17 protein-coding genes are annotated in these 13,725 nt (G+C 63.3%); 14 read left to right on the top strand and 3 right to left on the bottom strand.

Features of this window, described 5'->3' with window-relative positions:
* The 14 genes from WS46_RS32080 to WS46_RS35805 all read left to right on the top strand — a co-directional run bounded on the left by WS46_RS32080 (position 1) and on the right by WS46_RS35805 (position 10,919).
* Positions 1–1,617, top strand: a complete 1,617-nt coding sequence (locus WS46_RS32080; RefSeq protein WP_059693409.1) for a hypothetical protein — start codon at positions 1–3, stop codon at positions 1,615–1,617.
* Positions 1,618–1,620: 3 nt separating this feature from the next.
* The gene (locus tag WS46_RS32075; protein ID WP_059693407.1) at positions 1,621–2,274 is read left to right on the top strand and encodes a tail fiber domain-containing protein; all 654 of its coding nucleotides are present in this window, start codon (positions 1,621–1,623) and stop codon (positions 2,272–2,274) included.
* Positions 2,271–2,741, top strand: coding sequence for a hypothetical protein (locus tag WS46_RS32070; RefSeq protein ID WP_156443210.1), 471 nt, complete (start codon positions 2,271–2,273; stop codon positions 2,739–2,741). The genes WS46_RS32075 and WS46_RS32070 overlap by 4 nt, the downstream gene beginning before the upstream one ends.
* A gap of 48 nt (positions 2,742–2,789) precedes the next feature.
* Positions 2,790–2,978, top strand: a complete 189-nt coding sequence (locus tag WS46_RS32065; RefSeq protein WP_059549433.1) for a hypothetical protein — start codon at positions 2,790–2,792, stop codon at positions 2,976–2,978.
* A gap of 9 nt (positions 2,979–2,987) precedes the next feature.
* A complete protein-coding gene (locus tag WS46_RS32060) occupies positions 2,988–3,206 on the top strand; it encodes a hypothetical protein (RefSeq protein WP_156443209.1) in 219 nt (72 codons plus the stop codon).
* Positions 3,203–3,685 (top strand): glycoside hydrolase family 108 protein, encoded by a 483-nt coding sequence (locus WS46_RS32055; protein WP_059693398.1) that lies wholly within the window; start codon positions 3,203–3,205, stop codon positions 3,683–3,685. The genes WS46_RS32060 and WS46_RS32055 overlap by 4 nt, the downstream gene beginning before the upstream one ends.
* On the top strand, positions 3,640–4,083 hold the full coding sequence (locus WS46_RS32050) for a 3TM-type holin (RefSeq protein WP_082725434.1): 444 nt from the start codon (positions 3,640–3,642) through the stop codon (positions 4,081–4,083). Before WS46_RS32055 ends, WS46_RS32050 begins: the two co-directional genes overlap by 46 nt.
* Complete coding sequence (locus WS46_RS32045; RefSeq protein ID WP_059693393.1) at positions 4,080–4,643, top strand: aspartyl/asparaginyl beta-hydroxylase domain-containing protein; 564 nt, start codon at positions 4,080–4,082, stop codon at positions 4,641–4,643. Before WS46_RS32050 ends, WS46_RS32045 begins: the two co-directional genes overlap by 4 nt.
* The gene (locus WS46_RS32040) at positions 4,640–4,927 is read left to right on the top strand and encodes a cupin domain-containing protein (RefSeq protein WP_059693391.1); all 288 of its coding nucleotides are present in this window, start codon (positions 4,640–4,642) and stop codon (positions 4,925–4,927) included. The genes WS46_RS32045 and WS46_RS32040 overlap by 4 nt, the downstream gene beginning before the upstream one ends.
* A gap of 162 nt (positions 4,928–5,089) precedes the next feature.
* The gene (locus WS46_RS32035; RefSeq protein ID WP_059693389.1) at positions 5,090–5,974 is read left to right on the top strand and encodes a hypothetical protein; all 885 of its coding nucleotides are present in this window, start codon (positions 5,090–5,092) and stop codon (positions 5,972–5,974) included.
* Between the two features lie 8 nt (positions 5,975–5,982).
* Positions 5,983–7,485 (top strand): hypothetical protein, encoded by a 1,503-nt coding sequence (locus WS46_RS32030; protein WP_059693387.1) that lies wholly within the window; start codon positions 5,983–5,985, stop codon positions 7,483–7,485.
* Positions 7,485–9,044: a hypothetical protein gene (locus WS46_RS32025; RefSeq protein WP_059693385.1), complete on the top strand. Its 1,560-nt coding sequence runs from the start codon at positions 7,485–7,487 to the stop codon at positions 9,042–9,044. The genes WS46_RS32030 and WS46_RS32025 overlap by 1 nt, the downstream gene beginning before the upstream one ends.
* Positions 9,041–10,384 carry a hypothetical protein gene (locus tag WS46_RS32020; protein WP_059693382.1) on the top strand — a complete coding sequence of 448 codons (1,344 nt, stop codon included), beginning with the start codon at positions 9,041–9,043 and terminating at the stop codon, positions 10,382–10,384. Before WS46_RS32025 ends, WS46_RS32020 begins: the two co-directional genes overlap by 4 nt.
* 13 nt (positions 10,385–10,397) lie before the next feature.
* A complete protein-coding gene (locus WS46_RS35805; protein WP_156443208.1) occupies positions 10,398–10,919 on the top strand; it encodes a hypothetical protein in 522 nt (173 codons plus the stop codon).
* Here WS46_RS35805 and WS46_RS34860 read toward each other — a convergent pair.
* From WS46_RS34860 to WS46_RS32005, 3 genes are all read right to left on the bottom strand, one after another.
* Positions 10,855–11,667, bottom strand: a complete 813-nt coding sequence (locus tag WS46_RS34860) for a hypothetical protein (protein WP_082725432.1) — start codon at positions 11,665–11,667, stop codon at positions 10,855–10,857. The genes WS46_RS35805 and WS46_RS34860 overlap by 65 nt on opposite strands.
* A gap of 618 nt (positions 11,668–12,285) precedes the next feature.
* A complete protein-coding gene (locus WS46_RS32010; RefSeq protein WP_059529650.1) occupies positions 12,286–12,516 on the bottom strand; it encodes a hypothetical protein in 231 nt (76 codons plus the stop codon).
* 97 nt (positions 12,517–12,613) lie between these two features.
* Positions 12,614–13,723, bottom strand: coding sequence for a class II histone deacetylase (locus WS46_RS32005; RefSeq protein WP_059693377.1), 1,110 nt, complete (start codon positions 13,721–13,723; stop codon positions 12,614–12,616).
* Positions 13,724–13,725: the final 2 nt, after the last annotated feature.

Below are 13,725 nucleotides of genomic sequence, written 5' to 3'. Positions count from 1 at the left end.
ATGGGCATTCGAAACGGATACCCGGTCCGGTTCACGCCGAAAGGGCTCAGTGATGCACTGGATGCGACCGATGCGTTCCCGGGCGCATGCGCGTTGCTCTCCAATCTCGTTTTCGATCAGGGTAATCCGGAGCTAATTGTTCCGCGGCCGGGTGTCGGTGCCGCGCTGACGACCTTTGCCGGGTTCACATCGCCGACGTTCGTGTCCGTTTATATCGTGATCGGGAACGTCGCCTACGGCATGGTGTCGACCGGCCGCACCGCAGGATTTGACGAACCGTTCGCCTACAACCTGTCGACGAACTCGTTCGTTACGATCTCCGGCGTGACAGCCGGGAACGTGCCGTCGTCCCCGCCGTCGAGTGGCGCGTGGACTCCGCCGACGATGGCGGTGGTTGGCCCGAACGTAATCGTCACGCATCCGGGGTTCTCGGGCACCGGTTCGAACTTCTTCGGCGTTATCAATATCTCGAACCCGGCCGCGCCATCGTGGAGTGCTGCCAACACAGCGACGAATGCGCTCCCCGGCGTGCCGACATCAGTCGCGAATTTCAACAACCGTGCGTGGTTCGCGATCGGGAACGTCAGCTATTTCAGCGATGTGCTCGCTCCGACGACGCGCACCAACGCATCCCAGTCCGTCACGTTCGGTGATACGACGCCGATCACAGTGTTCGCAGGCCTGCCGGTGCAGACGACATCGGGCGGCGTCACCGCCGCGCTGATTGTGTTCAAGGCATCGCAGATCTGGCAAGTAACGGGCGATCCCGTGACGAACAATCTGGGCGTGAACTATCTGTCTCTGACGATCGGCACCACGTCGCCGCGCAGCGTCGCGCAGAGCCCACTTGGCACGCATTTCGTGGGCTCGGATGCGCCGTACGTGGTGACGCAGCTCGGTGCGGTTCAGCAACTGGCCCCAGACGGCCGAACGACTGCCGACGTGCAGACACCGTTCCTGAACGTGACGCAGCCGACGCGCGTGGCCGCAGCCTATTCCGGGAGTGTGTATCGCGTTTGCATCCCGACGCAGCTATTCGGGCAGAACCAAACCAACGACTACTGGTTCGACATGCGCCGACGGCGGTGGAATGGTCCGCACTCGTTCATTTACGACTGCGCCGCCCAATACGGTTCGTTTTTCGTGGTGTCGGGCATTGCAAAAGGCGCCGCGCTATTTCTCAGCACGACTCTGCCGACATCGATCACGTCCTATATGGACGCCGGCTCGACGTATCAGTGTCACCTTCGATCGTCGACGTTCCCGAAGAACAACAGGATGACGCAACTGCAGGTGGTCGAATCCAACATCGAACTGAGCACATCCGGATCGACGTCGACGAACTTCAGCATCACGGCTCTCAACGAAAAGAACACGACGCTTGGAACCACCTCCGTGACGAAATCCGGTGGCGGTTCGGTCTGGGGTAGTTTCAACTGGGGGTATGCGCCGTGGACCGCATTGAATGCGATCCCGGATGTGAACCCCCTAGGTTGGCCGAATGCGTTGGTGTTCGCGAAGATCGCGATCGACATCTTCACGAACTCAGGAAATCCATTCCAGATCGGTACTTTCTACGCCCGGTATCAGGATACCGGCTACATCGCACAGGGGTAGGCCATGTCCATCATCGGAAACTTGCCGAATACGCTGAACAACGGGACGACGGCCGACGCCACGCAAGTGATGGCGGACTTCAACTACATCGTTACCCAGGTGAATGCCAACGGTCAGCCTTTGCTGCCCGCTATTCCGTCGTTTTCCGGCTTGGTGCTGAATGAGCCCGGAAATAGCGGTACGACGCTGACAATCAACGGCACGAACGATACCAACGGGGCCAACCTTAAGCTGGTTGGAAATGGCGCGACGACCCCCTCCAAGACATTCCGGGCGTTCAACGGCGCGCTGCAGGTGATGAACGATGGCTACACAAGTGTCCTCATGTCATTGGACGACAGTGGGAATTTCGCGGCGGCGGCCAACGTCACCGCGTATTCCGATGAGCGCCTGAAGAGAGACTGGAGCGGCCTCCCGGTCGATTTTATCGAGCGTCTTGCGCGCGTGAAGTACGGGACGTACACGCGTATCGACATCGGGGTGCGTCAGGCCGGCGTCGGCGCGGCGTCGCTTCGTGAAGTATTGCCCGAAGCCGTGGTCGAAGGCGAACTGCTGTCTGTGGCGTACGGCAATGCTGCACTGGTTTCGGTTATCAAGCTGGCAGAACGGGTGCTGGAATTGGAAGAGCGCCTTGCCGCACTGGAGTTGACGAAATGACGCTTCCTGCATCCGGAGCGATCAGCATGTCGCAGGTGGCGACGGAACTCGGTGTCAGCCAGAGCGGCATCAATCTGAATCACAGCTGGGTGCGGGCGCTCGCCAATGTCGGGGCCAGCGGCACGCTCAACATGAACCAACTGCACGGCCAGACCGGCACGGCTACCGGAAACGCGACCGCGACGTCCGGCGGCGGAGGCGTCAATGCACCGTTCTCGTCGCCATGGTTCAGCGGACAGATCTCGCTGCTGGGCTCGACGAACGGGGGCCCTCCGGGGCTGACCGTTGCCATTCAGTTTTCGGTGGCGCCGAACTGGAACGGCAACATCCTGCTGAAGAACAACACGACCGGCGGTTCGATCGTGCTCCCCAAGTTCAGTTCAACCACCTGGCAGGTGAATAGCAATCCGGGAAATATCCTGCGCCCGGGCTTTACCGACAACTTCACCATCGCGCCGTCGGCCTAGGCGCAGCGGGAAACAAAACTACCATCTGCACCAACTATCGGGGAAAACATGGGAAACCGGACACTCACCGAAGACGACGTCAAGGCGATCGCTGAACAGATCGAAAGCGGCATTACCCAGCGTTTTCAGCTTAACGTCGGACGCGGAATCCTCGGTCTGGCATGGCGCGTTTTCATGTACGCCCTGGTCGCCGTCGCAGCCTACGGGGCAGGCGGCGGCCTCAAGAAGTTCTTCTAGGAGATGAACATGCTCGAATCGATCAAATCCGCTATCGAGGCTCGGTTTCAGGCGCTTGCAAACGACGGCCGTGCCTTCGTCGACAAAGTTGAGGAAATCGTGGGTCTCGGCAATGCTGCGAAGGAACTCGCCGATCTGGAATCGCGCATGACCTCGATCGTCAACGACGCCGAGGCCACCGCCGAGCAGAAGGTCGAACAGATCCTGCACGCGGTGGGCAAGCTGTGAGCAGCTTCGACGACGCCTTCGAGGCCCTGATGGGCAACGAGGGTGGGTATTCGAACAACCCTGCCGATCCTGGCGGTGAAACGATGTGGGGCATCACGGCCCGTGTCGCGCGTGCGCATGGATATGGCGGCGATATGCATGCACTGTCGCAGGAGATCGCGAAGCACATCGCGAAGCGGGTCTATTGGGACCCGTACTACTGCGACCAGTTTGATCCGCGCGTGGCGTTCCAGGTGTTCGACGCTGCGTACAACGGTGGACTGCCGGTGACCTGGCTGCAGCAAGCCGCAGGCCTGAAGCCCGACGGCCGGATCGGCCCGGTGACGATCGCCGCGGTGAACTCGGACGACACGGTGCGGATCGTCGCGCGGTTCCTTGCGTACCGGCTGAAGTATCTGGCCGACCTGCACAACTGGCCGGCGTTCAGCCACGGATGGGCGAACCGCATCGCCAACAACCTTTTGAAGGGTGCCGCGTGATGGGATTCCTCGATCCGATTTCCGCAGTCTCCGACGTGGTCGGCAAGATCATCGACCGCGTTTGGCCGGACCCGGCGCAAGCCGCCGCCGCGAAGCTACAACTGCTCCAGCTCCAGCAGACGGGCGAACTCGCGCAGATCACCGGTCAGATGCAGATCAACCAAGCCGAAGCGCAGAGCACCGATCCGCTGCAGCACTGGCGCGGCGGAATGGGCTGGGTGTGCGTTGCGGGCTACGCGTGGAACTTCGTGTTGCGCCCGGCGATAAGCGATATTTCGGCGCTGTTCGGGCATCACATCGTCCTGACGGAAATGGACCTCACGCAGCTCGCGACGATCACGATCGGCATGCTCGGCCTGGGCGGCATGCACGTCTATCAGCAGGTCAAAGGAAAATGAACAATCTCGTCCGCATCGCTGCCGGCATTGATACCGCGCCTCTGCTGCTCGCCATCGCGCGACAGCCGGGCTTGTGGAATCGCCACGTGTTCCGCACGGATCGCGAGGGAAGTCCGCACGCCGACGTATCGGATATCTGGCTCCGCTACAACGACGAGAAGCCGTACAAGGCGGCCGGCGACTACACCGGGTTCAACGACGCGCACGACGCGATCTTCTATCCGGAGTGGTATGCGTTGCCGCAGGTGCGACCGATCGTGTTCGGCCTGATGGCGCGCGTCGAGGGGACGCGCCTGGGCGGTGTCCTCATCACGAAGGTGCCGGCCGGGAAACGCATTCTTCCGCACGCGGACGATACCTGGCATGTACGGCACTACAACACGAAGCTGTACGTGCCGCTTCAGACGAACCCGAAATGCATGAATCGCGTCGAGGATGACGTGGTCGTGATGGCGCCGGGCGATGTTTGGTACTTCGATAACACGAAGGAGCACGAGGTCGTGAACGACGGTGACGACGATCGGATTACGCTGATTGTGTCGATCAGGTGCGAGAAATGACCATCAAGCACCACTTCACGGCCGGTGGGGTATACGCACGCGAGCAGACGCTGCGCGCAGGCGAGGAAGTGCAGAAGCATGTGCACGACTACGACCATCTGAGCTATCTCGCGCATGGCACGGCGATGCTCGATGTCGACGGTGAACTGCAGGTGCTGCACGGGCCGTGCATGCTGGAAGTGAAAGCGGGGCGCGTGCATCGCATCACCGCGCTGACGGATCTGACGTGGCTCTGCATCCACGCAGAGAGCGTTGCGGATCCTGAAACGTTGAAGAAGGGGTGAATCATGCCATGGGGTGTTGCCGCTGCCGTAGGTGGCTCGATCGCAGGTTCGCTGGTTTCGGGCGCAATGTCTCCTGGCACGTCTGGGGGGAGCGGAGGCGGCGGCCCATCCTATTACATCCCGAGCGGGCTGAACAGTGCTGATACAACCTGGCAGAACTTGTTGTCGGGTCTCAATAGCGCGTATGGTTCGAGCAACCTGAACCAGTACGGTCAGCAGTCTCTGCAGGAAGGGATCAACGCGAACAACTACTACAGGAACGGCTACCAGAACGCAGCCGGTGCTGCCGGCGCGCAGTACGGTAACCTGGCCGGCCTGATGAATCAGTTCGGACTTGAAAATATCGCGACGCAGAATTCGTTGCTGAGTGGTGGTCAGAATCTGATGAATATGGGCCTCGATCCGCAGAGCGCGCTGTACAACCGTACGCGGCAGCAGGTCACGGATCAGTCGAACGCAGTGAACTCGATGTATGGGCTCGGCTCGTCTGGCGCGGGCGCCGGCCTGACGAACCAAGCGCTGTCGAACTTCAACATCGACTGGCAGAACAACCAGCTCCAGCGCGCCGCACAGGGACTGCAGGCGTATGCCGGTGCAGCGAACACCGCGGGCCGATTCGGTGAGCTCGGCACGTCGCAGCTCGGTTCGGTGCCGGGGTACACGCTGGCTGGAGGCTCGACGCCGTATAGCGTAGCTCAGTCGATCGCCAGTGTGCCGGGCAGCCTCGGCAACACGTATGGTTCGTTCCTGAATTCGAACATCTACGGTCCGGCCGAAGGGATCATGGGGTCGATCATCCCGTACATGAACTACGGCCAGGGCGCGCAGGCGGTGCCGTACCAGAGCCAGGCGCAGGGCGCCGGCGCGCTGGGCAGCTTGGTATCTCAGGGCATTTCCGGACTGTTCGGCAACCAACAGGTGCAGAACGGCATTTCCAACTTCTTCAGCCCGGCGAGCGGATCATTCGGCGGCGGGGATTTTAGCGGCGCGTTCTCATCGAGCCCGTACTACTCGGGCGGTGGGAATTCGTACGGCTTCACGATGTGAGGTGAGAAATGGCCGGCCTCGCAGGGCTTCCGTACTTCCTTCAATACCAGAAGCAGGCGCAGGACGAGGCCCTGCAGCGTCAGTACGCGCAGATTCAGCTCGCCCAGTTCCAACAGGCGCAGCAGGATCGACAGCGGCAGCAAGCCGCACTGACGGCAGCAGGCAATGCGCTGCCGATGCTGCTCGGCCAGCAACAGCAGCCCCCGCAGATGCCCCCGCCGCCCCAGACGCCGAATCCCGGTCAACCGTCCGTGCCGGCGCAGCCGTCGGCCGCAGGCGCTGGACCGGGCCAGATGCCATCGCTTCCGCCCGGCGTACCCCGGGGTATGGGCGGTGGCAGTAGCGTGCCTGGTAAGCCACCGCTGCCGACGTTCCAGCCGATGCCGACGGTCGGGAGCCCGACGCAAGCCATCCCCGCCCAGATTCCCGCACCGCCGGCAGCGCCCGCCGCCTCGCAGCAACCGGGCGGCCCGCTGACGCTCGACAGTGCGATCAAGGTCCTGAAGGACCAGGGTCTGTCCGGTGCGGACCTGATGATGGGCTTGCAACAGCTGACACCGATCCTCGACTCGCAGGCGAAAGCGCAGGCCGCGCAAATTCAGATGCGCTTCGAGCAGGAAATGAAGCTGCAGGCCGTGCAGGATCGCCACGCTGCACTCGAGGAGCGAATCCGTGAAGCTAACCAGAGATCAGAAGATCGTGCGCTTGATCGTGCGGACCGCGCGCAGGCGCGCGCTGAGTCGAATGCTCTCCGTGCTGAATCAATTGCGCTTCGCCGGCAGTCGATCGCAATGGCAAACGGAGACGACGCCAAGTTCTCGCCGGAAGACCTGAAGTTCCTGGCGGAGCAGGCGCGTGCCGGCGATACGTCGGTCTACCAGAACCTCGGCCGCGGCGCGCAGGGCGCGAAGAACATCATCGCGTTGCGCCGCGAGGTGATGCGGCAGGAGCGCGAAGCGGGCGGCACCGGCGCGGACATCGCCGCCGCGAATGCTGGTTTCCAGGGCGAGAAGGCTGCCGCCCGGACGGGCGCTACGCGCGCGGCGAACATCGGCATGGCCGTCGCAGAGGCGCAGAAGACCTTCCCGCTCGTGCGGCAGGCATCGGCCGCACTGCCGCGCACGGAGTTTCCGGGCGTGAACCGGGCATTGCAGGCTGCTCAAACAGGCAGCGGGGATCCGCGCGTCGTTGCGCTGGGAACCGCTCTCAACACGTCGATCAACGCTTACGCGCGCGCGATCAGCCCGACCGGCGTCCCGACTGTATCGGACAAGGAGCATGCGCGCGAGCTGCTGTCCACCGCGAGCACTCCGGACCAGCTGAACGCGGTGCTGTCGATGATGGAAAAGGAGATGGCGGCGGCGCGCCAGGCACCGACGGAAGTGCAGGCGCAGCAAAAAGCCCGCATCTCCGGTCGCGGTGAAGGCGCCCCCGCCGTCGGCACGGTCGAGGGTGGTTACCGGTTCAAGGGTGGCGACCCGTCGAAGCAAAGCAACTGGGAGAAGATGTAATGGCTGGCCCATGGGAGAAATACGCGCAGGACACTGCGGCGTCGGCGACTGGGCCGTGGGACAAGTACGGCGGTACGCCGGTAGCAGCGCCGCGCGGTCCTGTCGCGCCTCTCGAGCGACTTCCGCCTGATAGCCCAGCGGCGAGCACGGCGCTGCAGCACGCCGATACCATCGCGGAGCGCCTGCTCGGTCTGGGAAAGAGCGCGGTCGGGCTCGGCGAGGCCGGACTGTCGGCGGTGACCGGTGCGCTGGCCGCGCCCGTGGGCGCCGCATACGGTGTCGGCAAGACGCTGTCGAGCGGCAAGTACGGCACGCAGCATGGCATAGAGGAAGGCGAGAAAGCCGGCGCGGCGCTCGCGAACGGGCTGACATACCAGCCGCGCACCGAAGCCGGCCGTAGCGACGTCGAAGCCCTCGGCAACATGATGGATGCCAGTAAGCTCGCGGGCCTGCCCGTGGAAGGAACGATGATTGCGCGGATCCCGGAAGTGCCGCGCGGCGTGCTGGCGACCGAAGAAGGCGTCGCCGGTGCGGCCCGCGCTGGCGCGAATGCTGTAGGCCGCGGCGCCGTACGCGCAGCTGCGCGAGCGCTACCGGAAGTCGATCCGGAGACGCTTCGGCTCGCGCGCGAGGCGCACCAGATGGGTTTCCGGTTTCGGCCCGACCAGATGTACGAAAACAAATTCGGGCGCATCGCGGGTCAGCTCACGTCCGACGTACCGTTTTCGGGTGAAACGTCGAGCGCGAACCAGCGCGTGTTCAACCAGCGGCTGATCAGTGCGATCGGTGGCGAAGGCGACAAGCTGACGCGCCAGGTGTACGCCAACGCGATGAAGAAGTCGGGGACTGAGATCGACACGATCACTGCTGCGCACAGCATTCCGGTCGACAACGCGTTCCTGAATCGCCTGCAGCGCGCCAAGGGAAACCAACTGCCGGAAGTGCAGGGCGTGGTTCAGGGGTACATCGACGACCTGGAAGCGCTGGCCGGCCCCCGGCAGAAGCTCGCGGGCGGCGGTGCGACGTCTGCTGCGCGGCAACTCGACGGGGCAAAACTCCGGCCGTACCTGACCAAGCTGAAGTCGACCATCCGCAGCACGTCTAACGGCGACCTGCGACACGCATTGAGCGATCTGCAGGGCGAAATCGAAGATGCGTTCCTGCCGCAGCTGTCCGCCGACGAGGCCGCGCGTTACGCGGCCGCCCGCCGACAGTACGCAATGGGGAAGACGATCGAGCCGCTCGTGGCGAAATCGCCGGGCGGGAATATCAGCCCGAAGGCGCTGATGGGCGCGGTCACGTCGAACGCATACGGAAAGCGCGCGATGGCGATGGGCCAGGGCGGCGAACTCGGCAAGCTGGCGGACATCGGTTCGCTGTTCCTGCGCGAGCCGGGCACGTCGAACACAGCAGAGCGCGGCATTGTGGCCGGTCTGATGGCGGGCGGCGCGGGGCTCGCGCCCTTCGCCGCTGTCCCGCCGTGGCTCGCGGCAAACGCCTACAACCGCTTCGGGCCCGCCGTTACCGAACAACTCCTTCAACGACCGCCCGCCCCATGAGAATCCTCGCGATCGACGTCGGTTCGAACTGCCTCGATTGGCTGATGCGCTGCCAGGAGTGGGGCCATCAGGTCCTCTGGTACGACAAGCCGCGCCCGGATGGTACCGACCGCCACGCCGGCGAAGGCATGGTGCCGAAGATCCGCGACTACGACGAGCTGCGCCGGAAGTGGCTCGGCTGGGCCGACCTGATCTACACGCCCGACAACGTCAGTTACCTCGAGATGCTCGAACCGTACCGTCGGATCGGCTATCCGATCTACGGATGCAACCTGGCGGCCGTCGAATGGGAGCTTGATCGCGAGGCCGGGCAAAAGGTCATGGAGGAGTGCGGGATGCGGATCATTCCCGGCAAGACGTTTCACGACTACGAGTCCGCGATCGCCTACGTGAAGAAGCAGGGCAAAGCGTTCGTGTCAAAGCCGTCCGGCGACGGCGAGCGCGCAATGTCGTACGTTGCTGACAGCGCGGCCGATATGGTCTACATGCTCGGGCGCTGGAACAAGATCGACAAGTACCGCTCGGCCGCGCGCAAGGACGGCTTCATCTTGCAGGAAAAGATCAGCGGCATCGAGATGGCTGTGGGCGGCTTCTTCGGTCCGGACGGCTGGTCCCGCGGGTGGGTCGAGAACTGGGAAAACAAGAAGCTGATGAACGGCGACCTGGGCGTGAACACCGGCGAGATGGGCACCACAGTGCGCGTTGTCCGGCAGTCGAAGCTCGCCGACGAGGTGCTGAAGCCCGCCACCGAGCACCTGAAGCGGATCGGGTATGTCGGGTATGTCGACGTGAACTGCATGATCCCGACCGACGGGAAGGGCCCGTATCCGCTCGAGTGGACGATGCGCGACGGATGGCCGATCCGTCACAACCTGACCGCGCTGATCGACGGCGACCCGGCCCAGTGGATGGCCGACAAGATCCAGGGCCGTGACACACTGAAGATCCGCGTGGACGAGGTGTGCATCTCGGTCCTGATGGCGCTGCCCGACTTCCCGTACTCGAAGATCACTAACAAGGAGCTGTGCGGCATCCCGATTTACGGCGCCGAGGACATGGAACACCTGCACTTCTCCGAGGTGATGATGGGCGTCGCGCCGCGCGAGGTGAACGGCAAGGTGGTCGAGCTGCCGGGGCCGGTGACGGCCGGCGACTATGTGCTGATCGCAACGGGCACCGGCGAGACGATTACGGGCGCGCGCCGCTCGGCCTACAGCGCGATCAAGAAGGTCAAGATCCCGAACAGCCCGTTCTACCGCACTGACATCGGTGTCGGCCGGCTGACGAAGCAACTGCCCGAGCTGCAGCAGATGGGTTATGCGAAAGGACTGAGTTACTGAAATGAGACGATCCATGCGCGCCGGCCTGATCTCGGAGGAATCGATCAAGACCGCCCTGACCGAAGCCAAGGGGGACATCTTCCTGGCTGCCTCGACGCTCGACTGCACCGCCCACGAGTTGGACGGATACATCCGCGCGTCCGCTGAACTTCAGGGATTCGCCGCGGCAACCGAGAAGGTCAAGGTGGATCCGTCGTACTCACGCATGAGCAGCGAGCAGTTCGACTCGCGAGTAGCGGATCTCACACGCGCTTACAAGGTTGTTGGACTCGAGGAACTTCATGGTCTGGCGACGATGAATCACAAGGACAGCGCGGCGATGGCGAAGGTCAAACTGCAGGCTGCGATCGCTCTGCGTGGCGGCGAACAGCGCGCCGTTGGCGATCGAGAGATCGAGCACGCTCTGTCCGAGCTCAACCAGCTGTATCACGCCAACGCCCCACGCATCAAAGAGATCCGCCAGACTGTCGTCAAGCTTGAAGATGGTCGGGAAGCGACTCAACGAGTGATCGAACTTCAGCGAGGTCAGAAATAGCGGTTTTGCGCTTGCGCTCGAGGAAGTCCCAATCGGGTTCGTTGCTCCGGTAGACCTGCCACTTCGTCAACGTGATGTGTCCGAGGCGCGCCATCTCCTTGATGGCTGCTTTGTGACCTTCCTCGCGGATTATTTTTTTTAGTTCCATGCGGCCGGATCCGATCCATTCCCACGCCGGCAATAAGCCGGGCGCTTCAGGCGCTAGCCGAGGACGAACTTCCCATTCCTCCACTGGCTTGAGACTCTTGCGCATGTACGTAACGCGCTGACGTGGAATGCCGGTATTCGACTCGAGTTGCTCATCCGTTAGCCGCTGACCTTGGCATGCCTCCCAAATCAAACGCAGGTCTTCGACGCGCGGTGTGCGCAGGTTGATGCACTCCTCGTGTACGCGCCAGGTATGCGGGGTCGGGATCACGGTGTACTCGGACGTATGCGCATAGGATCGGGTCAGTCGGTCCATCGTCATCGGGCACTCCACGAACACGAGAACGTCTGCCGGACCTGCACGGTCGGAATACGTGTAGCGATCGAGCAACACGCCCCCGCCGTCTCGCCATTTCGCCAGTTGACCGTCGCTCGCACGATCCCACCACGCCCAGACGTAGACCGGAAGATCGGCGATCGATGCGCTCTTAAAGAATGCCGGCTTGATCGTGGTGTATCCGCGGTTCACGAGTACGTGAGTGAAATCTGCGAACGCCTTCCGGATCGAGCCGGCAGTATCAGAGGTCGAATAGAGCTTCACGGCGTCTCGTCACTTCCGAAGGCCGCCTTGAGCTTGCGAAGCCGGGCAGGGCGCCTCGGGTGCCTCGCACGGCCGGAGTGCAGGCCCAACTTGTCCGCCGGCCGTCGCATTGCGTGCTACCAGAGGACCGGGGTCGTCACCACCGCCGCATGCGGCACATGCGAGCAGTACAGCAACGGCCAACGAAAAACGAAATGCCCCAACGAAGTTCTTTGCCATGACGATCTCCTTGCGCGATGATGGAATCCGTCGATGTGTTGTGTCGATGAGACACAAAACCGACAGGTTTATCGCAAGGGGGCATATGCGGGGGCATCCGTAAAAGACGAACTCGTGGAATGCCAATGGCAGAAAGGCAGAGCGCTTTTAATGTGACTCCGGCCTCACACCACGAAGTCGAACGTACCCCGCCAAGGGCCGTTCCAAAAAAGCGCTGCCGGTTGGCTGACCGGCAGCGCTTTTTTGTTGGTGCGGTTCCGCGCGGAGTGCACGCGCGGGCTTATGAACGGTTCCAATCCGAATGGAGCGGCCTGCTGCTCGCCGCAGATACCTGTACTGGACCTGAAAAAGAAGCGCCGCGCGTCCGCCGACCGCGGCGCTTCGTCGTTTCAAGCGTGCCTAGTCCCAGAAACTCCGCACCGCGACCGCCACGATCACCGGCACCGAGAACACCAGCGGAATCGCGAAATACTGCGCTTCGCGATCGACGATCCAGCTATAGATCAACCACGCCGCGCCGATTGCGAACGTGACGAGCCCGACCAGCACGGCGGCGATATTCAGTGCGAGCTTCGAAGGCTGGCGGCGCGCTTTGTCGTTGGTGTCGGGGTCGCGCGGAGACGATTTCATCTGAAGAGGGGGCCGGACCTGGCAGGTGTAAAAGCACAGGAAACCCCATCCGCACCGATCGCGCAAGGGCCGGCTCCGCATCGTTGGTGAGCGCGCGTTACAAGCCGAACGACACGGCCAGTTCGTCGAGCAGTTCGCGCTGGAACGCGACGAACCGCTCGCCCGGCTGCTGCGCGATCGCGAGATCCAGCATCGGATCGGCGACATCGGTTCGGATACCGGTCAGTTCCTCGACGATCGCGAGTCCGCAGAACGGCACGTACGCTTCCGAATAGCCGCCCTCGTGGACGATCACGAGCCGCCCGCCGCAATGGCGTTGCGCCGCCTCCTTTACCGCGCGCGTCATGTACCGGTAACTGTCCGTATGCAATTGCATGCGCGCGAGCGGATCGACCGCGTTCGCATCGAGGCCGCTCGCGACGACGATCAGTTCCGGCCGGAACCGCTCCAGCGCAGGCAGCACGATCCGCTCGAACGCATGGCGATACGCGTCGTCGCCGCTGCCCGCGAGCATCGGCACGTTCAGGTTCGCGCCGATGCCCGCGCCTGCGCCGCGCTCGCCGCCGCCGCTGTAGCCGGGCGGAAAGCAGCGGTCCTGATGCAGCGAGATCGTCAGCGTGTCCGGATCGTCGTAGTAGATCGACTGCGTGCCGTTGCCGTGATGCACGTCCCAGTCGATCACCGCGATGCGGTCGATGCCATGCTTCGCGCGTGCGGCCTCGATCGCGATCGGGATGTTCGCGAGCAGGCAGAAGCCCATCGGGCGATCGCGCAGGCAGTGATGGCCGGGCGGCCGCGACAGCGAAAACGCGTTCGCCGCGCGCTCGGCGACGACGGCGTCGACCGCCGCGATCGCGAGACCCGCGGACAGCGCGGCGATCTCGTAGCTACCCTTGCCGAACGGCGCGAGATCGCCGAGGTCGCCGCCGTTCGCATCGCTGAGCGCGCGGAACGCGTCGAGATAGCTCGCCGGGTGGATGCGCAGCAGATCGCCGGTGGTGGCCGGCGCGGCACCGCGCATGTCGAGGTGGTCGGCCAGGCCCGACGCCTGCACGAGCGACAGGAGGCGGCGCTTCGAATCGGGTGATTCCGCGTAGCCTGCGCTCGACGGCGGCTGGACCCAGCCGCCGACCGGGAAGAACAGCGCGTGCGTGCCGCCGGTGTGCCAGAAGGTGCGTTCGTCGGTGAAGAAGGCAGTGCGATTCATGG

Source organism: Burkholderia sp. RF4-BP95 (assembly GCF_001521985.1).
Taxonomy (GTDB): domain Bacteria; phylum Pseudomonadota; class Gammaproteobacteria; order Burkholderiales; family Burkholderiaceae; genus Burkholderia; species Burkholderia diffusa.
Note: the sequence above shows the minus strand (reverse complement) of the source record. Positions and strands in the feature narration are given on the sequence as shown.

Bases quoted from the DNA above. Each gene is read 5' to 3' on its own strand.
- WS46_RS32080 (WP_059693409.1), top strand. From the start codon at position 1: ATGGGCATTCGAAACGGATACCCGGTCCGGTTCACGCCGAAAGGGCTC.
- WS46_RS32075 (WP_059693407.1), top strand. From the start codon at position 1,621: ATGTCCATCATCGGAAACTTGCCGAATACGCTGAACAACGGGACGACG.
- WS46_RS32070 (WP_156443210.1), top strand. From the start codon at position 2,271: ATGACGCTTCCTGCATCCGGAGCGATCAGCATGTCGCAGGTGGCGACG.
- WS46_RS32065 (WP_059549433.1), top strand. From the start codon at position 2,790: ATGGGAAACCGGACACTCACCGAAGACGACGTCAAGGCGATCGCTGAA.
- WS46_RS32060 (WP_156443209.1), top strand. From the start codon at position 2,988: ATGCTCGAATCGATCAAATCCGCTATCGAGGCTCGGTTTCAGGCGCTT.
- WS46_RS32050 (WP_082725434.1), top strand. From the start codon at position 3,640: ATGGGCGAACCGCATCGCCAACAACCTTTTGAAGGGTGCCGCGTGATG.
- WS46_RS32045 (WP_059693393.1), top strand. From the start codon at position 4,080: ATGAACAATCTCGTCCGCATCGCTGCCGGCATTGATACCGCGCCTCTG.
- WS46_RS32040 (WP_059693391.1), top strand. From the start codon at position 4,640: ATGACCATCAAGCACCACTTCACGGCCGGTGGGGTATACGCACGCGAG.
- WS46_RS32030 (WP_059693387.1), top strand. From the start codon at position 5,983: ATGGCCGGCCTCGCAGGGCTTCCGTACTTCCTTCAATACCAGAAGCAG.
- WS46_RS32025 (WP_059693385.1), top strand. From the start codon at position 7,485: ATGGCTGGCCCATGGGAGAAATACGCGCAGGACACTGCGGCGTCGGCG.
- WS46_RS32020 (WP_059693382.1), top strand. From the start codon at position 9,041: ATGAGAATCCTCGCGATCGACGTCGGTTCGAACTGCCTCGATTGGCTG.
- WS46_RS35805 (WP_156443208.1), top strand. From the start codon at position 10,398: ATGCGCGCCGGCCTGATCTCGGAGGAATCGATCAAGACCGCCCTGACC.
- WS46_RS32010 (WP_059529650.1), bottom strand. From the start codon at position 12,516: ATGAAATCGTCTCCGCGCGACCCCGACACCAACGACAAAGCGCGCCGC.
- WS46_RS32005 (WP_059693377.1), bottom strand. From the start codon at position 13,723: ATGAATCGCACTGCCTTCTTCACCGACGAACGCACCTTCTGGCACACC.